The sequence below is a fragment of the Pseudonocardia sp. ZF1 genome (assembly GCF_056835605.1).
In genome coordinates, this window is record NZ_JAJNBY010000001.1 from 2,054,637 (window position 1) to 2,078,975 (window position 24,339).

The 24,339-nt window shown below is 73.2% G+C and carries 22 protein-coding genes; 19 read left to right on the forward strand and 3 right to left on the reverse strand.

What is annotated here, in order from left to right; all coding sequences use genetic code 11:
• Positions 1–55: 55 nt before the first annotated feature.
• Positions 56–1,408, reverse strand: a complete 1,353-nt coding sequence (locus tag ZF1_RS10195) for an MFS transporter (RefSeq protein ID WP_482637119.1) — start codon at positions 1,406–1,408, stop codon at positions 56–58.
• Positions 1,409–1,560: 152 nt separating this feature from the next.
• The gene (locus ZF1_RS10200; RefSeq protein WP_308818747.1) at positions 1,561–2,178 is read right to left on the reverse strand and encodes a TetR/AcrR family transcriptional regulator; all 618 of its coding nucleotides are present in this window, start codon (positions 2,176–2,178) and stop codon (positions 1,561–1,563) included.
• A gap of 150 nt (positions 2,179–2,328) precedes the next feature.
• On the opposite strand from ZF1_RS10200, the gene ZF1_RS10205 reads away from it, so the two are divergent.
• The 6 genes from ZF1_RS10205 to ZF1_RS10230 are packed head-to-tail and all read left to right on the forward strand — an operon-like array spanning position 2,329 to position 8,845.
• Positions 2,329–3,225, forward strand: a complete 897-nt coding sequence (locus ZF1_RS10205) for a hotdog family protein (protein ID WP_482637120.1) — start codon at positions 2,329–2,331, stop codon at positions 3,223–3,225.
• Positions 3,222–4,043, forward strand: coding sequence for an alpha/beta fold hydrolase (locus ZF1_RS10210; RefSeq protein WP_482637121.1), 822 nt, complete (start codon positions 3,222–3,224; stop codon positions 4,041–4,043). The genes ZF1_RS10205 and ZF1_RS10210 overlap by 4 nt, the downstream gene beginning before the upstream one ends.
• A gap of 8 nt (positions 4,044–4,051) precedes the next feature.
• Entirely contained in the window at positions 4,052–5,683 is a 1,632-nt protein-coding gene (locus ZF1_RS10215) for an AMP-binding protein (protein ID WP_482637122.1), read from the forward strand.
• Entirely contained in the window at positions 5,680–6,900 is a 1,221-nt protein-coding gene (locus ZF1_RS10220; protein ID WP_482637123.1) for an acetyl-CoA C-acetyltransferase, read from the forward strand. Before ZF1_RS10215 ends, ZF1_RS10220 begins: the two co-directional genes overlap by 4 nt.
• The gene (locus tag ZF1_RS10225) at positions 6,897–7,691 is read left to right on the forward strand and encodes an NAD(P)H-dependent oxidoreductase (protein WP_482637124.1); all 795 of its coding nucleotides are present in this window, start codon (positions 6,897–6,899) and stop codon (positions 7,689–7,691) included. The genes ZF1_RS10220 and ZF1_RS10225 overlap by 4 nt, the downstream gene beginning before the upstream one ends.
• Positions 7,688–8,845, forward strand: a complete 1,158-nt coding sequence (locus ZF1_RS10230) for an acyl-CoA dehydrogenase family protein (protein ID WP_482637125.1) — start codon at positions 7,688–7,690, stop codon at positions 8,843–8,845. Before ZF1_RS10225 ends, ZF1_RS10230 begins: the two co-directional genes overlap by 4 nt.
• Before the next feature lie 175 nt (positions 8,846–9,020).
• Here the strand turns inward: ZF1_RS10230 and ZF1_RS10235 are convergent, their stop codons facing one another.
• On the reverse strand, positions 9,021–10,301 hold the full coding sequence (locus ZF1_RS10235) for an ROK family transcriptional regulator (protein ID WP_482637126.1): 1,281 nt from the start codon (positions 10,299–10,301) through the stop codon (positions 9,021–9,023).
• A gap of 142 nt (positions 10,302–10,443) precedes the next feature.
• Between ZF1_RS10235 and ZF1_RS10240 the strand changes: the two genes are divergently transcribed.
• The 13 genes from ZF1_RS10240 (at position 10,444) to ZF1_RS10300 (ending at position 24,104) form a co-directional block, all read left to right on the forward strand.
• Positions 10,444–11,301, forward strand: coding sequence for a sugar phosphate isomerase/epimerase family protein (locus ZF1_RS10240; RefSeq protein ID WP_405418145.1), 858 nt, complete (start codon positions 10,444–10,446; stop codon positions 11,299–11,301).
• A 14-nt stretch (positions 11,302–11,315) separates the two neighbouring features.
• A complete protein-coding gene (locus ZF1_RS10245) occupies positions 11,316–12,359 on the forward strand; it encodes a Gfo/Idh/MocA family protein (protein WP_379673479.1) in 1,044 nt (347 codons plus the stop codon).
• Positions 12,356–13,276: a sugar phosphate isomerase/epimerase family protein gene (locus ZF1_RS10250; protein WP_179760435.1), complete on the forward strand. Its 921-nt coding sequence runs from the start codon at positions 12,356–12,358 to the stop codon at positions 13,274–13,276. Before ZF1_RS10245 ends, ZF1_RS10250 begins: the two co-directional genes overlap by 4 nt.
• Positions 13,277–13,404: 128 nt before the next feature.
• Positions 13,405–14,982, forward strand: coding sequence for a GMC family oxidoreductase (locus ZF1_RS10255; RefSeq protein ID WP_379673477.1), 1,578 nt, complete (start codon positions 13,405–13,407; stop codon positions 14,980–14,982).
• Entirely contained in the window at positions 14,979–16,487 is a 1,509-nt protein-coding gene (locus ZF1_RS10260; protein ID WP_482637127.1) for a sugar ABC transporter ATP-binding protein, read from the forward strand. The genes ZF1_RS10255 and ZF1_RS10260 overlap by 4 nt, the downstream gene beginning before the upstream one ends.
• Entirely contained in the window at positions 16,474–17,487 is a 1,014-nt protein-coding gene (locus tag ZF1_RS10265) for an ABC transporter permease (RefSeq protein ID WP_482637128.1), read from the forward strand. Before ZF1_RS10260 ends, ZF1_RS10265 begins: the two co-directional genes overlap by 14 nt.
• Entirely contained in the window at positions 17,484–18,515 is a 1,032-nt protein-coding gene (locus ZF1_RS10270; RefSeq protein WP_482637129.1) for an ABC transporter permease, read from the forward strand. Before ZF1_RS10265 ends, ZF1_RS10270 begins: the two co-directional genes overlap by 4 nt.
• On the forward strand, positions 18,512–19,552 hold the full coding sequence (locus ZF1_RS10275) for a rhamnose ABC transporter substrate-binding protein (protein WP_482637130.1): 1,041 nt from the start codon (positions 18,512–18,514) through the stop codon (positions 19,550–19,552). The genes ZF1_RS10270 and ZF1_RS10275 overlap by 4 nt, the downstream gene beginning before the upstream one ends.
• 10 nt (positions 19,553–19,562) lie before the next feature.
• On the forward strand, positions 19,563–20,405 hold the full coding sequence (locus ZF1_RS10280) for a TIM barrel protein (RefSeq protein ID WP_482637131.1): 843 nt from the start codon (positions 19,563–19,565) through the stop codon (positions 20,403–20,405).
• Positions 20,402–21,271: a sugar phosphate isomerase/epimerase family protein gene (locus ZF1_RS10285; protein WP_482637132.1), complete on the forward strand. Its 870-nt coding sequence runs from the start codon at positions 20,402–20,404 to the stop codon at positions 21,269–21,271. The genes ZF1_RS10280 and ZF1_RS10285 overlap by 4 nt, the downstream gene beginning before the upstream one ends.
• Before the next feature lie 43 nt (positions 21,272–21,314).
• Complete coding sequence (locus tag ZF1_RS10290) at positions 21,315–22,202, forward strand: alpha/beta fold hydrolase (RefSeq protein ID WP_073574096.1); 888 nt, start codon at positions 21,315–21,317, stop codon at positions 22,200–22,202.
• Positions 22,199–23,290 carry an agarase gene (locus ZF1_RS10295; RefSeq protein WP_482637133.1) on the forward strand — a complete coding sequence of 364 codons (1,092 nt, stop codon included), beginning with the start codon at positions 22,199–22,201 and terminating at the stop codon, positions 23,288–23,290. Before ZF1_RS10290 ends, ZF1_RS10295 begins: the two co-directional genes overlap by 4 nt.
• 1 nt (position 23,291) lies before the next feature.
• Positions 23,292–24,104, forward strand: coding sequence for a mycofactocin-coupled SDR family oxidoreductase (locus ZF1_RS10300; RefSeq protein WP_208824916.1), 813 nt, complete (start codon positions 23,292–23,294; stop codon positions 24,102–24,104).
• Positions 24,105–24,339: the final 235 nt, after the last annotated feature.

Here is a 24,339-nt window from a genome sequence, read left to right on the forward strand (position 1 = left end):
CGACGAGCCTCGGCGCCGGGTCGTGCGCGGTGGGCCCGGAAGCCGGGCGGAGCGCTCAGCCAGAGGCGGCGACGGTTCCGGCCGCCTCGGCGTCGGAGGTCTCGTAGAGGTCGCGTCGGTAGCGCTCCTTCAGCGTCACCACCGCGACGAAGGTGACCACGGACGTGGCGATGATGTAGAGCGCGACCGACCAGGAGGCACCCGTGCCCGCCAGCAACGCGGTCATGATGAACGGGGCGAGGCCGCCGGCGAACACCGAGGCGAACTGGTAGCCCAGCGAGGCACCCGAGTAGCGGACGTCCGCCGGAAACATCTCGGCGTACAGGGTGGCCTGGGGGCCGTACATCGTCGCGTGGATGGTGAACCCGACCAGCAGGGCGAGGAACACCAGCGGCAGCGATCCGGTGTCGATCAGCAGGAACATCGGGAAGGCCCAGACCGCCATCAGCACCGTGCCGGTCAGGTAGAGCTTCTTGCGCGAGCCCATCCGGTCGGTCAGGCCGCCGAAGAACGGCATCGAGACGACCTGTGTCAGGCCCGCGCCCATGACGCACCACAGGATCGCCGACCGGGACATGCCGACCTGGGTGGTGGCGTAGCTCAGCATCCCGCTGATCAGGATGTAGAAGGTGGCGTTGACGACGAAGAACGCGCCCGCGGCCTGCAGGATCTCGCGCCAGTAGTGCCGCACGGCCTGGACGAGCGGTGCCTTGCGCAGCCCGGCGTCGCGCCGGGACTCCGCCGACCGTTGCTGCAGGTCGTGGAACACCGGGGTGTCCTCGATCTTGAGCTGCACGTAGGCGCCGATCAGGACGAGGGCGAGGCCGGAGAGGAACGGGACGCGCCAACCCCAGGCGACGAACTGCTCCTCGGACAGGATGGTGGTCAGCAGGAGGAAGAAGAGGTTGCCCGCGACCGCTCCTGCGATGGCGCCGGTCTGCACGAGCGACCCGTAGAATCCGCGCCGCTCGACCGGGGCGTGCTCGGTGAGCAGCAGTGCGGCGCCGCCCCATTGGGCGCCGACTCCCAGGCCCTGGACCAGGCGGGCGACCACCAGCAGGACCGGTGCCCAGATCCCGATGGTCGCGTACCCGGGCAGGACGCCGATCGCGAACGTCGCCACGCCCATCAGCAGCATGGCGGCGACCAGCGGGGGCTTGCGGCCGAAGCGATCGCCGACGTGTCCGGCGATGATGCCGCCGAGCGGTCGCGCGACGAAGCCGACGGCGAACGTCGCGAAGGAGGCCAGGGTGCCGGCCACCGGGCTGACCGACGGGAAGAACAGGTGCCCGAACACGAGGGCGGCGGCCGTGGCGTAGATGAGGAAGTCGAACCATTCGAGCGCGGTGGCGAAGACCGCCGCGGCGGCGAGCCGGCCCATCTTCTTCGGGGGTATGTGCTGGTCCATCCGGGTCCACCTCCAGGCCGCAACGGTGCGGCGGTGAGGGTGCCGGGAAACGAGGGCCCCGGCACGAGTACGAACGATCGTTCGTAGAACGCTAGCGACTCGGGTCACACGGAACAAGAGGCATCTCGCCGGGTCGGCCCCCGCGGCGGTCGTCAGTGGGTCAGCGGGGCCTCGAGCAGGGCCAGGGCGTAGCGCGCGTACTGCTCGGCGAGCTGTCCCCGCCCCAGTGCGCCGTCCGGCCGGTACCAGCTCGCGATCGCCGCCACGGCACCGAGGATCGTGCGTGCCGCATCGGCGGCGTAGGGCGTGCGGAAGGCTCCGTCGGTGACGCCCTGGGCGACGATGCGCTCGAAGGCGTCCTGGGTGGCGTCCCGGTCCTCCACCAGCGCGGCGCGGTCCTCGGGGTCCAGGTAGCGGAGCTCGTTGGTCGCCACCAGGGTCGCCGTCTGGTGTTCGACGACGAACCCGACGTGCGCGCGGACCGCCTCGCGCATGCGGGACGGGGCGTCGTCGCCGGCCAGCTCCACGGCCGACAGGACGCGGCCGCGCAGCTCGGCGTTGGCGTGTCGCAGCGCCGCGGCCAGCAGCTTGGACTTCGACGGGAAGTAGTTGTAGAGGTTGGACAGGCTGGTCTCGGCGCCGCGGGCCACATCGCGCATCGAGGCGCCGTTGAACCCCTGGGTGCCGAAGGCGTGGATCGCGGCGTTGAGGATCGCGGCCTCGTTCCGCCGCCCCGTCTCGGCGACCAGGGTCGGGGAACGGTCGTTCATGTCGCTCACGGTAGCGCACGAAGCACGACGCTCCTGCTCTTGACGGGCCGAGAAGCTGCTGATTGCATGGGAGACGTAAGAACGTTCGTTCATGTCGTCGCGAGCTCGTCGGGAACGACGATCGCGACGGCCCGTCGGAGAGGACGGTCGATGAGCACCAGTGCCACCACCGGGTCCCCGGTGCACGCCGGTGGGCCCGGGGCAGGGACGGCCGCGCCCCATTTCGAGGACTTCGAGGTCGGGCAGGTCTACACCGGCCCGGCACGGAGCTTCTCCGCGGCGGTGGTCGCGGCCTTCGCCGAGGTCAGCGGGGACCGGGCCGCGCTGCACACCGAGCACGGCCGGTCCGCCGACGGCCGCCCGCTGGTCCACGGTCCGCTGGGCCTGGCCGGCTTCTTCGGCTGGCACCACGAGCGCGGCCTGTCGGCGCACGTCGAGGCGGCGTTCGACACGCACTGGGACTTCGTGGCGCCGATCCACGTCGGCGACTCGGTCACCTACGAGATGACGGTGACCCGCACCCGTCGCACGTCGGCACTGCGCAACGGTGTCGTCGGCAGGCACGTGGTGGTCCGCAACCAGCACGACGAGGTCGTGCAGGTGGGCCGGACCGCCGCGCTGGTCACGGCGCGCGAGGCGGTCGACGACCGCCGCGCCCGGCTCGGCCGGTCCTTCCCGTCCGTGGAGTGGGCGCGGGCGCTGGCCACCGCGCTCGGCGACTCGGCCGCGTTCACCCGGGCCACCGGGACCTGGGACGGCACCCTCGGCCTGCGCCTCGGCGGCGACCTGGTGGTGTTCCGCGTCTACAAGGGACGGGTGCTCGAGGCCGGGACCCGGACACCGGACGGGCCGACGTTCGTCGTCTCCGCGCCCGACATCGTGTGGGCCGGGCTGCTGACCGGTCCGCGGAACGACTTCACCGAGCGGACCCTGCGCGACGAGTTCGAGGTCGAGGGCAGTGCCTACGAGTACCTGCGGCTGACCGCGGCGGTCGTCGCGCTGGTCGACGAGGCGCGGGCGTTCGCCCGCACGGAGGGGACACGATGAGGGCCGACTACGTCGAGGTGGGCGGGACCCGCGCCTTCGTGCTCGAGGAGGGCGAGGGGCAGCCGGTGCTGTGCCTGCACACGGCGGGCCAGAACGGTGTGCAGTGGCGGGAGGTCCAGCCGCGGCTCGCCGAGCTGGGCTACCGGGTGGTGGTCCCGGACCTGCCCGGGCACGGTCGATCGGAGCCCGCCCCCGACGGCCCGGTGCGGGACCTGGGCGTCTACGCGCAGTGGTGCGAGGAGCTCATGGACCGGCTCGGGATGGACCGGCCCTTCGTGGTCGGCTGTTCCATCGGGGGCGCCATCACCCTGCAGCTCGCGGTGCGCCGCGGCGAGCGCCTGGCCGGCGCCGTCGCGTTGGCGGCGCACGGCGGCACCGACTCGACGATGCTGAGCGTGCGCGGGCTGGAGCGCGAGCTGGTCGACTCGGCCGCGCCCAGCCGCTCGGACCGGACCTACCTCGGCACGCTGGCCGTCGTCGGGCGGCGGGTGGCGGCCGAGCGGGCGGAGCTGATCGCGCGGATGCACCGCCGCGAGGACCCCGAGATCTCCACCAGCGACCTCATCGGCTGGGCCAGCCACGACGTGCTGGCGAAGCTCGACGGCGTGGCCTGCCCGACCCACCTCGTCGTCGGGGACGACGACCTGTGGCTCGACCCCGCGGACGTCCGCCGGGCCGCCGAGCTCATCCCGGACTCCCGCTACACCCTGCTGGAGGGCATCGGGCACTACCCGATGGAGGAGGTCGAGGGCTTCGCCGACGTCCTGCACGGCTGGCTCGGTGAGCTGGGCGCCCGCCGGAGCCGGGGTGCCGCATGACCGGCCGCGTGACCACTCTGTCCGACCTGCTGGCCGACACGGCCGCGGCCGCGCCGGAGAGCACCGTGGTCATAGACGGCGGGCCCGCGCCGCGCCGGGTCACCCGGTCGGAGCTGGTCGCGCGCGTCCTCACGCTGCGCGAGGACCTGCGGGCCCACGGCGTCGGCGAGGGCGACTGCGTGGGCGTGTGGCTGCCGAACTGGTCCGAGTCGCTGGTGGCGCAGTTCGCCGCGGCCGCGCTCGGCGCCCACGTCATCGGCATCAACACCCGTTACGGCGTGGCGGAGGTCGCGCACGTCCTGGACCGGGCCCGGCCGCGGGTGGTGCTGATCGCCCACGACTTCCTCGGCCTGGACCTGCGCGCGCGGCTGCGCGAGGCGGTCGCCGAGGCGGACGTGCCCGCTCCCGGCATCGCCGTCGTGACCGGACCCGGCCGTCCACCCGCCGACGAAGCCGCCGCCGCGACCTACGACGTCGGCGCGGGGGCCTGGGTGCCCAGCCCGCCGTCGGCCGCGGCCGACCCGCAGGCGCTGCGCGGCACCCGGGACGCCCTGGCCGTGGCGTTCACGACCTCCGGCTCGACCGGGATGCCGAAGCTCGCCGCCCACCTCGGCAGCGGCGTGGCCACCCACGCCCGGAACGTCGCCGCCGCGGGCGACTGGGACACCGAGTCGGTCAGCCTGGTCGTGCTGCCGCTGTCCGGGGTCTTCGGCTACGTCCCGGCGCTCGCGGCGATCGCCGCCGGCGGGGCGGCGCTGCTGGAGCCGACGTTCGACGACGACCTGGTCGTGGCCCACATGGGCGAGTTCGGGGTGACGCACCTGGCCTGCGCGGACGACGTGGCCGGGCGGCTGATGGAGAGCCACCGCGCCCACGGCGGCGACCTGTCCGCGTGGCGCCGCCTGCTCATCGGGGACTTCTACGGCAAGTCGATCCAGGTCGCGGAGTGGGCCGAGAAGGAGACCGGCACCCCGACCATGGGGATCTTCGGCTCCAGCGAGCTGTTCTCGCTGCTGTCGTTCTGGCAGGAGCACGACCCGGCGCCCGCGCGCCGGCGGGCGGGTGGTCGACCCGTGTCCCCGGACATCGAGGTACGCGCCGTCGACCCCGTCACGGGCGGGCCGCCGCCCGAGGGCGAGCCCGGCGAGCTGCAGTTCCGCGGCTACGCCGTGGTCGACGGCTACCTCGGTGACACCGACGGCGCGATCCGCGCGCGCTCGTTCACCGAGGACGGCTGGTTCCGCTCCGGCGACCTGGGCACGGTCCACCCGGACGGCGCGTTCGACTACGCGGGCCGGATGGGCGACTCGTTCCGGCTGCGCGGCTTCCTCGTCGAGCCCGCCGAGATCGAGATCCGCCTGGCCGAGCACCCGGATGTGGCCCGGAGCAAGGTCGTCGGCGTCACGGTGGACGGGGACACCAGGGCCGTCGCGTTCGTCGAGGCCGTGCCCGGCAGCACCCCGGACCCGGCCGCGCTGCGGGCCTGGTGTGCCCAGGCGCTCGCGACGTTCAAGGTGCCCGACTCCGTGCACCTCGTCGAGGAGATGCCGACCACCGTCGGCACCAACGGTTCCAAGATCAAGGCCGCCGCGCTGCGCGAGCTCGCGGCGCGGCTGTACAGCACGGAGGTCCCGACGTGAGCCCGTCCGACGTGGTCGTCTGCGACCCGGTGCGCACGCCGGTCGGCGTCGACGGCGGGGTGTTCGCCACCCTGACCGCCGCGGACCTGGCCACCCAGGCGCTGCAGGGGCTGATCGCGCGGACCGGGCTGGGGGAGGGCGACGTCGACGACGTCGTGCTCGGCTACTGCTACCCGACGAGCGAGGCGCCCGCCATCGGCCGGGTCGCCGCCCTGAACGCGGGGCTCGGCGTCGGCGTGGCCGGCATGCAGCTCGACCGCCGCTGCGGCTCCGGGCTGCAGGCCGTCCTCCAGGCGGCGCTGACCGTCGGGCAGGGCTGGGCGGACCTGGTCGTCGCCGGCGGCGTCGAGGCGATGAGCCAGGCCGAGTACTACGCGCTGGGCCTGCAGAAGGGCGTCCGCGGCGACGAGCTGCGGATGGTCAACCGGATCACCCGGGGCCGCACCACCGCGGGCGGGGTGCACTTCCCGGTCCCCGGCGGCATGCTCGAGACCGCCGAGAACCTGCGCGCCGAGTACGCGATCGGCCGCACCGAGCAGGACGAGTTCGCGCTCCGGTCGCAGGAGAAGGCCGTCGCGGCGACGAAGGAGGGCCGGTTCGCCGAGGAGATCGTGCCGGTCACGGTGCCCGGGACCCGCCGCACGCCGGAGACCGTGGTGACCCTCGACGAGCACCCGCGCGCCGGTCTCACCCTGGACGACCTGGCGCGGCTGCGTCCGGTCCGCCGCCACGAGGACCCGGAGGCCACGGTGACCGCGGGCAACGCCTGCGGGCAGAGCGACGGCGCGTCGGTCTGTGTGGTGACCACCGCCGCGCGGGCGGCCGGGCTGGGCCTCACGCCGTTCCTCCGCATCGTGACCTCCGCGTCGGCCGGGGTGCCGCCGCGGACGATGGGGATCGGGCCGGTCCCCGCGGTCGCCACGGCGCTCCAGCGCGCCGAGCTGGGGTTGGCGGACATCGGTCTGATCGAGGTCAACGAGGCGTTCGCGGCCCAGGTCATCGCCTGCCTGCGGGAATGGGGCCTTCCCTCGGACGAGCCGCGGCTCAACGTGAACGGCTCGGGGATCTCCCTCGGTCACCCCGCAGGCGCCACCGGCTGCCGGATCCTCACCACCCTGGCGTACGAGATGCGCCGCCGCGGGAGCCGCTACGGCCTGGAGACGATGTGCATGGGCGGCGGCCAGGGCCTCGCCGCGATCGTCGAGCTCGTCGCGTGAAGGTCCTCTGGGTCCTCGCCCACCCCGAGCCCCGCTCGCTGAACGGTGCGCTGAAGGACGCGGGCGTCGCCGCGCTCGAGCGGGCCGGGCACGAGGTCGTCGTCTCCGACCTGCACGCCATGGCCTGGAACCCGGTGGTCACGGCGGCGGACTACGGCCACGACCCGGACGAGCGGTTCCGGGTCGGGCCGGTGTCGGCCCGGGCCCACGCCGCCGGGACACTCAGCGCGGACGTGCGCGCCGAGCAGGCCGAGGTCGCGGCCGCCGACACGCTCGTCGTCCAGTTCCCGCTGTGGTGGTACGGCATGCCCGCGATCCTCAAGGGCTGGTTCGACCGCGTGTTCCTCAAGGGCTTCGCCTACGGCGTCACCGATCCCGACCATCCCGGCCGCACGCTGCGCTACGGCGAGGGCCCGCTCGCCGGCAAGCGGGCGCTGGTGGTGACCACGGTCGGCGGGCGCGGCCCGGACCTCGGACCCCGCGGCGTCCACGGGCACCTCGACGAGCTGCTCTTCCCCCTGCAGCACGGCACCCTGTTCTACGTCGGCTACGAGGTCCTGCCGCCCGTCGTCGTCACGGGCGCGAACCGGGTGTCCGACGACGAGTTCGCCACGGCCGCGAAGGAGCTGTGCGCGCGGGTGCTCGCCGTCCCGCACACGACCCCGCTGCCGTTCCGCAGGCAGAACGGCGGGGACTACGACGACGACCTCGTCCTGCGCGACCACCTCGCCCCCGGCCGGACCGGGCTCGGCATCCACCTGCGCGAGCGACCCACGGAGACGGACAGATGACCGAACCGTTCCTCACCGAGGACCGCCTGGCGATCCAGGCGATGGCCCGCGACTTCGCGATGAAGGAGGTCCTGCCCGTCGCCAACGAGCTCGATCCCGAGCACGGCGAGATCCCGATGGCCCTGCGGGAGAAGATGGCCGGGCTGGGCTTCTTCGGCATCCTCATCCCGGAGGAGTACGGCGGGCTCGGCCTGGGCCTGTCCGAGTACGCGATCATCGTCGAGGAGCTGGCCCGCGCCTGGATGAGCGTGGCCAGCCTGATCGCCCGCGGGCAGCAGTTCACCGCAGGCTTCGACGCCGACCAGCGCGCCCGCTACCTGCCCGCAATGGCGCGCGGTGAGTTCCTCAGTGCGTTCGCGCTGTCCGAGGCCGAGGCGGGCTCCGACGTCGCGAACCTGAGCTGCCGCGCCGTCCCGGACGGCGATGGCTGGCGGATCACCGGCCAGAAGATGTGGTGCACCTTCGCCGACGGCTCGGACTACCTGCAGGTCTTCGCGCGGACCGAGCCCGTCGACCCCGCGCACCGCTCGCGCGGGGTGACCTGCTTCCTGATGCCGAAGCAGCGGGGCACCCTGCCCGAGGGCGTCACCGGCACCCCGGTCCGCAAGATCGGCTACCACGGCTGGAAGACCTGGGAGCTCGCCTTCGACGGCGCCCGGGCGAGCGAGATCGTCGGCGAACCGGGCACGGGCTTCCGGATCGCCATGGGCGACCTGGACACCGCCCGCATCCACACCGCGGCCCGCGCCATCGGGCTGGCCCGCGGGGCACTGGAGGACTCGATCGCCTACGTCGGTGAGCGGGTCCAGTTCGGCCGCCCGATCGGCGTCAACCAGGGGCTGCGGTTCACGATCGCGGACATGGCGGCGCAGGTCGAGGCCGCGCGGGCCCTGATGTACCAGGTGTGCACCGCGGTCGACGCCGGGCAGCCCAACCCGACGCAGGCCTCGATGGTCAAGCTCGTGGCCTCCGAGATGGCCGAGCGGGTGACCAGCGAGGGCCTGCAGATCCACGGCGGCGCCGGCTACACCACGGACTTCCCGGCCGAACGCTACTGGCGGGACGCGCGGCTCACCAAGATCTTCGAGGGGACGTCGGAGATCCAGCTGCGGATCATCTCCGACGCTCTGCTGGGCAGGACCGACCGTGCCTGAGACGCACCGCTCCTGAGACACACCGCCCGTCGTCCCTCCGCCGCGGCAACCGGATCGGTGGGGTACGCCCACCGATGCACGACGCCCGGTTCGCCATCAGACTGCGCGGTGGGCCAGGGCGCGAGCCGCGGGCCCCGACGGTTCGGCGCCGGCTGGGCCGTGGACCGCTGTCCTGTCAGGCGTCTGCGCGCGAGCTCGGATGCAGCCCAGGCATCCCGGCGGGGCTGCCGTGCGGGATCCACCGGGCCAGCAGGTCCCGACCGAACAGCTCGTCGACGACCATGCAGCCCGCCCCGGTCGGGCCCGCTCGTTCGCCCAGCGACGCCCGCGCGATCTGCAGGTCGCGGGTGGCCAGCGGCAGAGACCGGCGGTAGACCGACTGGCGAACCCCGGCCAACAGCAGATCGCCGGAGGTCCCGACCCGGCCGCCGAGCAGGATCGTCGACGGGTTGAAGAAATTGACGGTGGCCGCCACGGTGTCGCCGACCAGGCGACCGGCACGCGACAACAGCTCGACCGCGACCCGATCGCCGAACTCGGCGGCGCGCACGACGTCGTCGGACGTGATCTCGCCCGCCTTAGCCAGCCGCTCGGTCAGGTGCTCCCCCCGGTTGTCCAGGGCGGCCGCCGTCGCATCCCGTGCCAGTGCGGCGCCGCCCGCGAACGCCTCCAGGCAGCCGACGTTGCCGCAACGGCACACCACCTGCTCCGCGCCGGGGACCGATCCGGTCAACCCGACGTGTCCGATGTCGCCCGCCGAGCCCTGCGCACCGCGGTGCAGCCGTCCGCCGGAGATCAGTCCCGCCCCGATCCCGGTACCGATCTTGACCAGGACCAGGTCCGGGGATCCGACCCCCCGGCCCGCCCGGTACTCGCCCAGCGCCATCAGGTTGACCTCGTTGTCCACGAACGCGGGCGCGTCGTAGCGGGTGGCCAGCCGGTCGCGGACCGGGTAGCCGTCCCAGCCCGGCATGATCGGTGGCGCCACCGGACGGCCGGAGGCGAACTCGACGGGGCCCGGCACCCCCAGACCGACGCCCCAGACGGCGGGAGCGCCCCGGTCGGCGAGCAGCTCGTCGAACAGGCTCTCCACCCGGCTCAGGCTGGCCTCCGGCCCGGTGGCGATGTCCCAGGCGCGACTCCGGTGGTCGACCAGACGTCCGCTCAGGTCGGCCACACCGGCGTCGAATCCGGTCACCCCGAGCGAGGCCACCAGCAGCACCCCCGCATCGGCACGGAAGCGCAGCTCGCGCGGCGCTCGGCCGCCGGTGGACGTGCCGAGGTCGCCTTCGGTCACCAGACCCGCTGCCTCCAGCTGCCCGAGCCGCTGCGAGACGACCGTGCGTCCCAGCCCGGAGCGACGGGCCAGCTCCGGACGTGTGCGCGCGCCGCCGGAACGAACCAGGTCGAGCACGGTGACCAGCGTGTCCAGCTGGTCCGGCGCGACCCCTTGCACGGACGGTCCCACTCGGCGACCTCCTCGTTCCGCCTCGGCCAGGCTTCCGAGGATAGTCCATTGACTTTTGTGTAGATCAAACTTTACTGTCATCGCATCGATCGCAAGTGCGGCGCCGTGGCCGCACCGAAGGAGGTGGGTCGTGCGTCTCGGCTATCACTCGATCACCTGGGGCGGCGTCACCGGCGCCGCGGCCGGGGTGACCAGCGTCAAGGACCTCGTCTACCGGGTCCCCGGAGACATGGACCGGGCGCTGCGCGACATCTCCGCCGCCGGCTACCGGGGCGTCGAGATGTTCGACGGGAACGTGCGCGAGTTCGCCGAGATCCGCGACGACCACCCCGGCTCACTGCACCGGCTGCTCGACGAGACCGGGCTGTCGCTGGTCGGTGTCTACACGGGCGGGAACTTCGTCTACCCCGAGATCCTGCCCGACGAACTGCACCGGGTACGCCGGGCCGCTGAGGACGCCGCCCGGTTCGGCGCGGCACAGCTGGTGGTCGGTGGCGGTGCGCCGCGAGCGCAGGGGATCGCCGACGGCGATCACGACCGGCTCGCCCGGGCCCTCGACACGGTCGCCGGGATCGCGGCGGAACACGGCCTGTCCGCCTGCTACCACCCGCACCTGGGCACGATCGGCCAGTCCCCGGAACAGATCGAGGCCGTGTTCTCCCGGTCCACGATCGGCTTCTGCCCGGACACCGCCCACCTGGCCGCCGGTGGTGGCGACCCGGCCGCGCTCATCCGCCGCCACGCGGACCGGATCCGGCACGTGCACCTCAAGGACCTCGGGTCCGACGGTGCGACGTTCCTGCCGCTCGGCCGCGGCGCGCTCGACCTGGACGGCGTGCTCGCCGCCGTCGCCGAGGTCGGCTACGACGACTGGCTGGTCGTCGAGCTGGACTCCTACGACGGCGACCCGGCCGAGGCGGCCCGGATCAGCCGCGCCTGGCTCGACGACGCGCTGGACCGGGCCGGACTGACCGTGACGACGAGTTGAGACAGGAGCAAGCGATGGCGGACAGGCTCCGCGCCGGGATCATCGGCGCCGGGTTCATCGGCGGCGTGCACGCACACGCCGTCCGGGCGGCCGGGGGCGAGGTGACCCGTGTCGCGGCCTCGCGCCCCGACCGGTCGGAGGAGGCCGCCGTCCGCCTCGGTGCCCGCACCGCCGCCGTGAGCGGCGACGACCTGATCGACGCCGACGACGTCGACGTGGTGCACGTGTGCACCCCGAACTCGACCCACGTCGCCCTGGCCCGCCGGGCGCTGGCCGCGGGCAAGACGGTGGTCTGCGAGAAGCCGCTCGCGACGACGCTGGACGACGCGCGGGCGCTGGTCGCCGCGGCCCGAGGCCGGGTCGCGACGGTGCCCTTCGTCTACCGCTTCCACCCCGCGGCCCGGGAGATCCGGGCCCGGGTCCACGCGGGCGGGGCCGGGCCGCTGCACCTGCTGCACGGTGCCTACCTCCAGGACTGGCAGGCGGCCGGAGCGCCGGCCGGATGGCGCGGCGACGCCGCCGAGGGCGGCGCGCACCGTGCGTTCGCCGACGTCGGTGTGCACTGGTGCGACCTGGTCGAGTTCACCAGCGGGCACCGGATCACCCGCCTGCTCGCCGCGACCGCGGGCGGGGGCACGGCCAGCACCGTCCAGTTCGAGACCGACAGCGGCGCCACCGGCTCGGTCGTGGTCAGCCAGACCGCGCTCGGCCGGCGCAACGCGCTGCGCATCTCCCTCGACGGCGAGCGGGCGGCCTACCGCTTCGACCAGGAGTCGCCCGAACAGCTGTGGATCGGTGACCGCGACGGCGACCGGGTGCTGCACCGCGGCGCGCCCGCGTACTCGCCGGCCGCGGCACGGTACTCACTGCTCCCGCCCGGCCACCCGCAGGGCTACCAGGACTGCTTCAACGCGTTCGTGGCCGACACCTACTCCGCGGTCCACGGCGATGCACCGGACGGGCTGCCCACGTTCGCCGACGGCCTGCGTGCTGCCGCACTGACCGACGCGGTGATCCGCTCGTCGGAGTCCTCGACCTGGGTGGAGGTGCCCTCGTGAAACTCGGAATGCTCACCGCCTGTCTGCCCGATCGGCCGCTGGACGAGATCGCCCGATGGGCCGCGGGAGCGGGCTACGAGGCCCTCGAGGTGGCGGCCTGGCCGGCGATCGGCGACCGGCCGTTCACGGCCAGCCACCTCGACGTCGCCGCGTTCGGCGAGCGCGAGGCCGACACCACGCGCGCGCTGTTCGACGAGCACGGTCTGACGCTGAGCTCGCTGGCGTTCTACGACAACAACCTGCACCCCGACCCGGCTGAACGCGCCGCCGTGCACGCCCACCTCGCGGCCTGCATCGACGCCGCCGCGCTGCTCGGCTGCCCGACCGTCGGGACGTTCGTCGGGCGCCATCCCGGCCGGACGGTGGCGGAGAACCTGCGCGACGCCGAGGAGATCTTCCCACCGCTGGTGGAGCGGGCCGGCGAACACGGCGTCAAGCTGATCGTCGAGAACTGCGTGATGGAGGGCTGGCACCCGGACGGCTACCCGGGCAACCTCGCCTACTCGCCCGAGCTGTGGGAGTGGATGTTCTCGCTCGGGCTCTACCTCAACTACGACCCGAGCCACCTGGTGTGGATGGGCATCGACCCGGTCGAGGCGCTGCGCCCCTACGTCGACCGCGTCCCGCACGCCCAGGCCAAGGACATCCAGCTCTTCCCGGAGCGGCGACACCGCTACGGCTGGCCGGGCAAGGCCGTCGTGCGCGAGGACCCGTTCGACGTCGGCTGGTGGCGTTACCGGGTGCCCGGCCTCGGCGACGTCGACTGGCGCCGGGTCGTCGACACCCTCTACGAGGGCGGCTTCGACGGCGTGCTCTCGGTCGAGCACGAGGACCCCGTCTGGGGCGGCACCGAGGACCGGATCCACACCGGCCTGGAGGTCGCCCACCGCACCCTGCGGCCGCTGATCGTGGCCTGAGCCGCTCGGCGGGGCCCGGCCGGGCCCCGCCTGCACCCCCGCACCTCGGTGAGAAGGGCGGGACGACGGCCGGCCCGCCCGGGGCCGGCCCCCACCCGTGCACTGCCCGCAGCAAAGGAGCTAGGGAGATGAGCGAGACCTTCGACGTCGTCGTGGTCGGCGGCGGGACGGCCGGCTGCATCGTGGCGGCCCGGCTCAGCGAGGACCCCGGCCGGCGGGTGCTGCTGATCGAGGCCGGGCCCGACTACGCCACCGCGGTGCCGGCCGCCGTGCTCGAGGGCCGGGTGGTCCCGATGCGCGGACACGCGGCGGACGTCGACCCCCGCCACGACTGGGGGCTGGCCGCGGAGGGTGCCGGCGGCGCACCGATCTCGGTGCCGCAGGGTCGGCTGATCGGGGGCGGCTCGGCGATCAACGGCATGATCTCGCTCCGCGGTGCGACGGCCGACTTCCGGGAGTGGGCCGAGCGGGGCAACCCGCGCTGGGACTGGGCGCACGTGCTGGCCGCCTACCGTGCGCTGGAGGACGACCCGGCCCCCGGCCCGGACATCCACGGCCGCGGCGGCGCGTTCCCGATCGCACGCGCCGAGGAACACGAGTATGCCCCGCTGCAGGCCGCGTTCGTGCGGAGCTGCCGGGCGCTCGGGGCCGGCTACCAGCCGGACTTCAACGCCCCGGACGCCGAGGGCGTCGGTCCCGCCCCGATGAACCGGGTCGGCACCACCCGGATGTCCACCGCGGCGACCCACCTGGCGCCGGCCCGCGGCCGGCCCGGCCTGACGGTGCGCGGTGACCTCCACGTCCGGCGCGTCGTCCTCCGGGGCACCACCGCGACCGGCGTCGAGCTGACCGACGGCACGGTGATCGACGCGGGCGAGGTGGTGCTCACCGCCGGCGCGATCCAGACCCCGGCCCTGCTGCAGCGCTCCGGGGTGGGCCCGGCGGCGCTGCTGTCCGGGCTGGACGTCCCGGTCGTCGCGGACCTTCCGGTGGGGGAGAACCTGGGCGACCACTTCTCGGTGCCGCTGCTGGCCGCGCCGCGCGAAGGCACCTGGGCTCCGGAGGACTTCAGCCTGCAGACGGTGCTGCGCACCTCGACCGCGGCGCAGCCGGGCGCCCTCGACGCGCAGCTGACCATGTTCACCTACCTCGACGTGTCCACCACCGAGGCCGGCGCGCGGGGGCTGGCCGGCACCGGCGGGACGGGCCACGGCCAGCTCGCCGGGATGGGGTGCGTGCTGAACAAGCCCCGTTCGGTCGGCACGGTCCGGATCACCTCCACCGACGCGACGGTGCTGCCCCGGGTCGCACCGGGCTATCTGACCGAGCAGGTCGACCGGGACGCGATCCGCGAGATCGTCCGGCTCGGCTGGGCCGTCATCACGGGCGAGCCGCTGGCCGGGATGCTGCACGAGCCGATCGGGCTCGACTCGGCCACCGTCGCCGACGACTCCGCCCTGGACGCCGCGATCGAGACCATGACCGCGTCGGGCTACCACTTCACCGGCACCTGCGCCATGGCCCCGGCCGGGCGCGGCGGTGTGGTGGACCAGGACGGGAGGGTGCACGGACTGGACGGGCTGCGGGTCGCGGACGCCTCGGTGATCCCCGTGGAGCCGGCCGCCAACACCATGCTGCCCACCGTGATGACCGCGGAGCGGCTCGCCGCCGCGGCCCGCGGGCGCTCCTTCCCGGAGGCGTCGTGAGCACCCCGGTGGTCGAGATGTCCGGCGTCGCGAAGCGCTTCGGCGGCGTCGTCGCGGTCCGCCACGTCGACCTGGAGCTGTTCCCCGGCGAGGTGCACGCGCTGCTGGGGGAGAACGGTGCCGGCAAGAGCACGCTGGTCAACATGCTGGCGGGCGTGCACCGGCCGGACGCCGGCACGATCGCCGTGGACGGCACCGAGGTGACGATCCCGAACCCGCGCGTCTCGCGGTCCCTGGGCATCTCCGTGGTGCACCAGCACCCGGTGACGTTCCCGGACCTGACGGTGGCCGAGAACATCATGCTGGCCGGTCCCGCGCCCCGCAGGCGCACCCGGCTGCTGGACCGGGGCGCGGTCCGCCGGCACGCCCGCGAGGCACTGGCCCGCCTGGACGTCCGGCTCGACATCTCGGCCGAGGTCAAGCTCCTGTCCGCGGCGGACCAGCAGCTGCTCGAGATCGCCAAGGCACTCGACGCGGACACCCGGCTGCTGGTGCTCGACGAGCCCACCGCGGCGCTGTCCACCCGGGAGGTGGACCGCCTGATGGAGATCATCGCCCGGCTCAAGGCCGACGGCGTCGCGGTGCTGTTCGTCGGCCACCGGCTGAACGAGGTGTTCGCGCTCGCCGACCGGGTGAGCGTCTCGCGCGACGGGGCCACGGTCGTCACCGGTCCGGCGCACGGGTTCACCCCGGAGTCGGCGGTCGGGCACATGGTCGGCCGCTCGGTGGAGACGGTGTTCCCGAAAGCCGACGTCGAGCTCGGGCCGGTACGCCTGGAGGTGCGCGGCCTGGGCAGGCGGGGCGCCTACACCGACGTGTCGTTCACCGCGCGCCGCGGCGAGATCCTCGGCCTGGCCGGGCTGGTCGGCGCGGGTCGGACGGAGATCGCCCGCGGGCTGTTCGGGCTCGAACCGGCCGACACCGGCGAGATCCTGCTCGACGGCACCCCGGTGGACATCGCGACGCCGCAGCAGGCGATGCGCCACGGGATCGCCTACGTACCCGAGGACCGGCAGTCCGAGGGGGTGGTGCTGGAGCACTCGATCGCCTTCAACCTGCCGCTGGCACTGCTGGAGCGACGGCCCCGGTTCGGTCTGCTCTCCCCGCGCGCCGACCGGGCGCTCGTGGACGACTACATCGAGCGGCTCGGCATCCGCACCAGCGGTCCGGACCAGCTGCTCGGCGAGCTGTCCGGGGGCAACCAGCAGAAGGTCGTCATCGCGAAGTGGCTGGCGACCGACCCGTCGGTGCTGATCCTCGACGACCCGACCAAGGGCATCGACGTCGGTGCCAAGGCCGAGGTGCACCGGCTCGTCTCCGAGCTGGCCGGACGCGGCCTGACCATTCTCCTGATCAGCAACGAGCTCGAGGAGCTGCTGTCGGTGTCCGATCGCGTGGTCACGTTCTACCGCGGTGCCCAGGGACCCGGGTTCGACCGGCGTCCGTTCGACGCGGGACAGGTCCTCGCCGCGATGACCGGGCAGGTGGCCGATGTCCACATCTGACACGCGCACCGCGCCGGAGGCGGGACCCACGCCCGGGATCCGGCGTCGGATCCCCCGGGAGGCGGGCCTCGGTGTGGTCCTGGTCGTGCTCGTGGTGTCGTTCGCGACGTTCACACCCCGGTTCGCGACCGGTGACACGTTCGCCCAGATCGGCACCGACCTGGCCATCGTGCTCATCGTCGCGGTCGGCCAGGCCCTCGTGCTGTTCACCCGCAACATCGACGTCTCGGTCGGGTCCACGGTCGGACTCACCGCCTACCTCGCGGCCGGCCTCACCGCAGCCGTCCCCGGGCTGCCGGTGGTGCTGTCCGTGCTGGCCGCCTGCCTGCTCGGGGCGGCCCTGGGAGCGGTCAACGGCGCCCTGGTCGCGACGCTCAAGGTGCCCTCGATCATGGTCACACTGGGCACGCTCTACATCTTCCGCGGGCTCAACTCCGCGTGGGCGGGCAGCTCGCAGATCACCGCGCAGAACCTGCCGGCCTCCTACTCGGCGATCGCCACCGGGACGGTGCTCGGGATCCCGCTGATGGTCCTCTACGCGCTGGCCGTCGCCGCGCTGGCGCACCTGGTCGTCCGGCACACCGTCACCGGTCGGGCGATGCTCGCCGTGGGCAGCGCACCCGCATCGGCCGAACGGACCGGCATCGCCTCGAAGCGGCTGGTGTTCGGGGCCTACACCGCCACCGGGCTGCTCTGCGGCCTCGCCGGGGTCCTCTGGGGCGCCCGCTACGGCACGGTCGAGTCCTCCGTGGCGACCGGCTTCGAGCTCGTCGTCCTGGCCGCCGTCGTCGTCGGCGGCGTCAGCATCACCGGCGGGGTCGGCACCGTCGGCGGGGTCGTGCTGGGCGCCGCGATCCTGTCCGTGATCGGCACCGGACTGGCGCTCGCCGACGTCTCCGCGTTCTGGCTGCAGGCCGTCCAGGGACTGGTGATCATCCTGGCCATCACCCTCGACCTGGTCCTGCGGCGCCGCCTGGAATCCCGAGGAGTGTCCACATGACCGCGCAGACGACCGAGCTGCGACCCGTCGCCACCCCCGCGCGACGACGGCTCCCGACCTGGTTCGGCACCTGGGAGATCACGCTCTCCGCACTGGTGGTCCTGGCCCTGCTGGCCGCCTCGGTCACCAGCCCGTACTTCTTGACCGGCCAGAACTTCTCCATCTCGGCGACCGGCGCGCTCGGGCTGAGCCTGATGGTCGTCCCGATGGCGTGGCTGATGGTCGCCGGGGAGATCGACCTCTCGGTGGCGTCGACGTTCGCGCTCTCCGCGACGGTGTTCGGCCTGGCCGTGTCCGGGGGCCTGGGCACCTGGCCCGCGATCGGGCTGGGTGTGCTGACCGGGGCGCTGGCCGGGCTCGTCAACGGACTGCTCGTGGTGGACGTCGGGCTGCCGTCGCTGATCGTCACGATCGGGACGCTGGGCCTGTACCGCGGACTGTCCTACGTGCTGCTGGAGAACCGGGGCATCAGCGACCTGCCGCCCGGGCTGACCACGTTCGCCCAGGAGAACCTGCCCGGCACCCTGGTGCCCTACGGCTTCGTGGCCTTCGTCGTGTCGGCCGTCGTGGCGGCGGTGCTGATGCACCGCGGAGCGGTGGGCCGGGCCGTGTTCGCGATCGGCAGCAACGCCCGGGTGGCCCGCTTCTCCGGGCTGCGGGTGGGCGCGGTCAAACGTGGCCTGTTCGTGGTCTCCGGCGTCGTGGCCGCGGTGGCGGGCATCGCCTACGCCGGATACGTCAGCACCGTCCGTGCCAGCAACGGCACCGGACTGGAGCTGATCGTGGTGGGCATCGTGCTGATCGGCGGGATCAGCATGTACGGCGGGAAGGGCTCGTTCGTGGGGGTGCTGCTGGCCCTGCTGCTGGTCACGGTCCTCACGAGCTGGATGACGCTGGCCGACGCCGAGACCGCCGTGCAGTACATGGTGACCGGGTTGCTCATGGTCGGCGCGGTCGTCGTGCCCGCGGTGTCCCGGCGGGTGACCGCGTGGCGGGAACGCCGCCGCGCGGCCGGGAGCGTCCGGTGAGGCGCCCCGGCATGGGAGCCGCCGTCGCGCTGGCGACTCTGCTGGCGCTCACCGCGTGCGCGGCCGCCGAGCCGTCCGGACCACCGCCGCCGCGGCCGGTCGCGGACTGCAACCTGACGATGATCCCCAAGAGCACCGACAACCCGTACTTCGCCGCGGTGCGCACCGGGATGGTCGACGCCCAGCGCGAGCTCGGCGGTGACCTGTCGTTCGTCGGCCCCGCGGCCGGCGACGTCACCGGGCAGATCCAGCGCATCCAGAGTGGACGCCAACGCGGGTCCTGCGTGATCGGCATCTCCGCGGTGGACTCGTCGGCGGTCGCCCCGGCGCTGGACGCCGCCCGCGCCCACGGATCGCGGGTCATCAGCTATGACGCCGACGTCAGCGACGGCTCGCGGGGCCTGTTCGTCAACATGGCCACCGCCGACGAGCTCGGCCGCGCCCAGTTCGACATCCTCGCCCGGGCGATGGGCGGCACCGGCGAGTTCGGCATCGTGTCGTCCCAGAGCACGGCCGAGGTGACCAACGGCTGGATCGACGTCATGAAGGCCCAGCTCGCCACACCGCAGTACCGCGGCATGCGCCTGGTCAAGACCTCCTACGGCGACGACGACGCGAAGAAGAGCTACGACGCCGCCGTCGCGCTGCTGCGGGCCCACCCGGACCTGCGGGGGATCATGGCGCCGACCCCGATCGCGATGGAGGCCGCGGTCAAGGCCGCCACCGACCTGGGGGTGGCCGACCGCGTGGTGGTCACCGGGTTGGGCAACCCGGGTAACCAGGCCGAGCTGCTCAAGACCGGCCAGGTCCCGGCCTACGTGCTGTGGAGCCCGCGCGACCTGGGCTACCTGACCTACTACGCGGCCGCCGCCTACACCGCGGGCAAGATCACCGGCCGGGCCGGCGAGACGTTCGACGCCGGGCGTCTCGGGCGCCAGACCGTCGGGCCCGGCGGCGAGATCGTGATGGGCCACCCGATCACGTTCACCCAGGACAACGTCGATCGCTACCTGCGCGACTTCGAGACCACCGGCTGAGCGAGGAGACATGTTCCGCTACACGTACAACACCCTGGCGTACGGCCGGGAGCCGCTGGCCGAGGGGATCGCCCGGCTGGCCCGGTACGGCTACGACGGCGTCGAGCTCGTCGGGGAGCCCGCCGAGCAGGACGTCGGGCAGATCCGCGCCGCGCTGCACCGGCACGGCCTGGTCGCGTCCTCGATCATCAGCATCTTCACGCCGGAACGCGACATCGTGAGCACCGACCCCGCCGTGCGTCGCCGTGCCGTCGACTACGTACGCGGCAACGTCGACCACGCCGCCGCGCTCGGCGCCGAGGTCGTCACGTTCACCCCGACGGCCTGCATGAAGATCGTCCCCGGTGCCGAGCGGGCCCGGGAGTGGCAATGGGCGGTCGAGGCCGCACGTGAGGTCGGCGACCACGCAGGTGAGTGCGGGGTACGCATCACGGTCGAGCCGTGGAACCGCTACGAGACCTATCTGATCAACCGGATGGACCAGGCTGTCGCGTTCGTCGACGAGGTGGCCCGCCCGAGCGTCGGCGTCATGGCCGACACGTTCCACATGGCCATCGAGGAACCCGACATCGCGGCCGCGATCCGCCGTGCCGGGGCACGCCTGACCCACGTGCACCTGGCCGACTCCAACCGCGCCGCGCCCGGGTACGGGCACATCGACTTCCGTCCGATCCTCGCCGCGATCACCGACGTCGGTTACGACGGCTGGATCTCCTACGAGCTGCTGCCCGCGGCCGGGGACGTGTGGGGAGTGCTCTCCGGCGCCGGCGCCCCGGAGTTCGGCGACGCCTACACCGAGGCCGCGATCACCCATACCAAGAAGATCGTCTCCGACCTGAGGACGGTCCGGTGACCCGCCCGTTGGGCCTGAGCACGTTCCTGCTGGCCTCCCCGTTCTCCGACGACGCCGCGCGCCCGGCGTTCGAGCAGGTCGCGGCACTCGGCTACGACCTGGTCGAGGTGTGTGTGGAGGACCCCGGGCGGCTCTCGGCGCCGGCGCTGACCGAGGCCGCCCGGGCGACCGGTCTGGCCGTGGGTGTGTGCGGCGCGTTCGGCCCCGAACGCGATCTCTCGCACGACGATCCAGGGCGGCGCCGGCAGGGGGTGGACTACCTGCGCGGCTGCATCGACCTCGCCGCCGAGGTCGGTTCGCCGCACGTCGCCGGGCCGATGTACGCGACGACCGGCAGGGCCCGGATGCTCCCGCCGGACGAGCGTGCCCGGCAGTTCCGGTGGGCCGCGGACAGCATCCGGGAGGCCGCCGACCACGCCGCGGAGCGCGGCGTCGCGCTGGCGGTCGAACCGCTGAACCGGTTCGAGACCGACCTGGTCAACACCGTCGAGCAGGGCCTGGAGCTGTGCGCCGCCACCGGCCGGGACAACGTCGGCCTGCTGCTGGACACGTTCCACATGAACATCGAGGAGAAGCGCCTGGGCGACGCCGTACGGCTCGCCGGTGACCGGGTGTTCCACGTCCAGGTCGCCGAGAACGACCGGGGGACGCCGGGTAGCGGGCACCTGCCGTGGGCGGAGTTCTTCGACGCGCTCGACGACATCGGCTACCGCGGCCAGGTCGTCGTCGAGTCGTTCCTGCCCACCGTGGCCGAGATCGCCCGCGCCGTGTCGCTGTGGCGCCCGGTCGCGGACTCGCCGCAGGCACTGGCCCGCGACGCGATCGCGTTCCTGCGCTCGGCGGACGTCCGCCGGGCCCGGTCGTGACGGCCCCCGAGCAATGACCACCACCTACGAGGGAGCGAACCCCATGGAGATCGTCGACCACCACGGTGAACGGGTCCGGCACGGCCGGGCCACGGTCAACGGCGTCCGCCTGCACTACCTGACCGCGGGCGAGGGCGAGCCCGTCCTGCTGCTGCACGGGGTGCCCAAGACCTCGTACCACTGGCGGCACGTGATCCCGTTGCTGACCCCGCATCACCGGGTCGTGGTGCCGGACATGCGCGGCCTCGGCGACTCCGAGCACGCCGTCGGCGGCTACGACATGGCGAACGTCGCCGAGGACTTCGCGGAGCTGATGACCGAGCTCGGCCACGACCGCTTCCGGGTGGTCGGCGAGGACTGGGGTGCCGCCGCGGCCTACCAGCTCGCGGCCAACCACCCCGACCGCGTCCAGCAGCTCGTCTACCAGGAGATGATCCTCCCCGGGTTCGGGCTGGAGGACTACTCGTTCCTGACCCCGGACAACGTGCGCAGCTACGTCTGGCTGTGGCACATCAACTTCTACTCCGTGCCCGAGTTCCCCGAGATGCTGATCAGCGGCCACGAGCGGGAGTACTTCTCCTACTTCATGAAGCACGAGACCCACGACCCGTCGGCGATCACCCCCGACGCGCTCGACGAGTACGTGCGCTGCTACTCCTCGCCCGGCGGGGTCCGGTGCATGTGCGAGATCTACCGGGCCACGCTCACCGACGGTGACCAGAACCGGGAGTCCGCGCGGACCCGGCTCCCGATGCCGGTGCTGGCCGTGGGCAGCGAGCACTTCATCGGTGCCGACAACGAGCGGCAGATGCGCGAGGTCGCCGACGACGTCCGCGCGGTGATCCTGCCGTGGGGCCATCAGCTCGCCGAGGAGTCGCCCGCGGAGCTGGCCGGGCACTACCTGCGCTTCTTCGCCGGGGAGACGGCATGAGCTACGCGGTCCGCGACGGCCGGCTCGTCGACCCGGACGGGAACCCGTTCCTGTCCCTCGGCCTCAACCACACCGACGAGGCGGCACTGAAGTTCCCCCGCGCCGTCGACGTATGGCGCGAACGCTACGGGTCGCGGCAGCGCTGGATCCGTGACGGCGTCGTCGCGGATCTGCGCGGGTGGGGATTCAACACACTGGGGTGGACGAGCGAGTACGTCGCGGGCGGCTGGGGCGAGGCGCTGGACTGGTTCGGCGACCCGATCGACCTCAAGCACTCCGAGCAGTGGACCGCTGCCGAGCTGCGCGGCGCGGGGATGCCCTACGTCGCCCAGGTGCGGGTGGCCGAGATCGAGGACTGGAACGGTCACCCGGCGTTCCGGCCGCTCGACGACGACTTCGTCGACTGGTGCGACCACCTGGGCCGCGCGATCGCCGCCGAGCACGCCGACTCGCCGGACCTGCTCGGCTACTTCCTGGTCGACATCCCTGCCTGGTTGCCGCACGCGTCCGGCCGGGACTTCGTCGAGCTCTCCGGCCTGGAGCCGGGTGCACGGGAACGCGCGCTCTACGATGTCGCCAGCCGCTACTACGAGACGATCGCGACGGCCCTCCGCCGCTACGACCCGCACCACCTGATCCTCGGCGACCGGTTCAACGGCAACAAGGGGATCCCGGAGCCGGTGCTGCGGGCGATGGCCCCGCACGTCGACGTCCTGTCCGTGCAGTACTTCACCGAGCCGACCGACGAGTCGCGCCGGGGGATGCACGACGACCTGGCCCGCTGGCGTGCCCAGTGCGGGGACAAGCCGGTGATCGTCGCCGACATCGGGAACTGGACCCCGACCGAGCTCGACCCGCACCGCGAGGGCCTGCCCGACCACGCCGCCCGCGGCGCGGACTACGGCGCCGCGATGGAGGTCCTGCTCGACGAGCCCTGGTTCGCCGGGTGGCACTGGTGCGGCTACGTCGAGAACACCGGTGGGCGCGGCTGGGGGCTCAAGGACCCGTGGGACGAGCCCTACCGGCCGTTGACCGACGCGATCACCGAACACAACCGCCGCGCCGCGGCGTACCGGAAGGGGAACTGAGATGGGACAGCTGGACGGCAAGGTCGCGGTGATCACCGGCGGCGGGCGCGGGCAGGGACGGGCGCACGCGCTCCGCCTCGCCCGCGAGGGCGCCGACATCGTCACCTGCGACATCACCGAGCAGGTGGCCACGGTCCCGTTCGCCACCGGGCGCCCCGGCGACCTCGAGGAGACCGTCGCGCAGGTGGAGGAGCTGGGTCGTCGCTGCATCGCGCTCGAGGGCGACGTGCGCCGCACCGCGGACATGGCCCGGCTGGCCGACACGGCGATGAGCGAGTTCGGCCGCATCGACATCCTGCTGGCCAACGCCGGGATCCTGAGCCTGTCGGACAACACCTGGGAGCTCACCGACGAGGCCTGGGACGACATGATCGACATCAACCTCACCGGCGTGTTCAAGGCCTGCCGGGCGGTGGTCCCGCACATCCGGGCGGGCGGCGACGGCGGCTCGATCGTGATCACGTCGTCGATCGCGGGACTGCGCGGCGTGGCCGGCTGCACGCACTACACGGCGGCCAAGCACGGCATCGTCGGCCTGATGCGCACGCTGGCCACGGAGCTCGCGCCGGAGTCGATCCGGGTGAACACCATCCACCCCACCGGCGTCGCGTCGCCGATGTCGAACAACGACTTCTTCCCGCAGTGGCTGACCGAGCACGAGGAGCTGGGCAACGCCATGCGGTTCAACCTGATGCCGGTGGACGCCCTGGCCGAGACCGACGTGTCCGAGGTCATCGCGTTCCTCTGCTCCGACGCGGGGAGGTGGATCACCGGGACGACCGTCCCCGTGGACGCGGGCTTCCTGCTCAAGTAGGCCGCACCGGTGGTGCTCGGCCACCGCACCGCGCGTCCTGCCGTGGCGTCCCGAGGCCGATCGGGTCGTCGGTGATGGCCTGGTCGACGCAGGCGTCGCCGCCGTGGAGGGCGATGCCGTGCTGGGCCGCCTCGACCGTCAGCGTGGATGGCGCCCCGGCCGGGGCGGTGATCCACGGGGTGGGCGGGCCCGGCGGCTCGGGCCCCCCGGGAGCCACCCGACTCCGCGCCGGGCG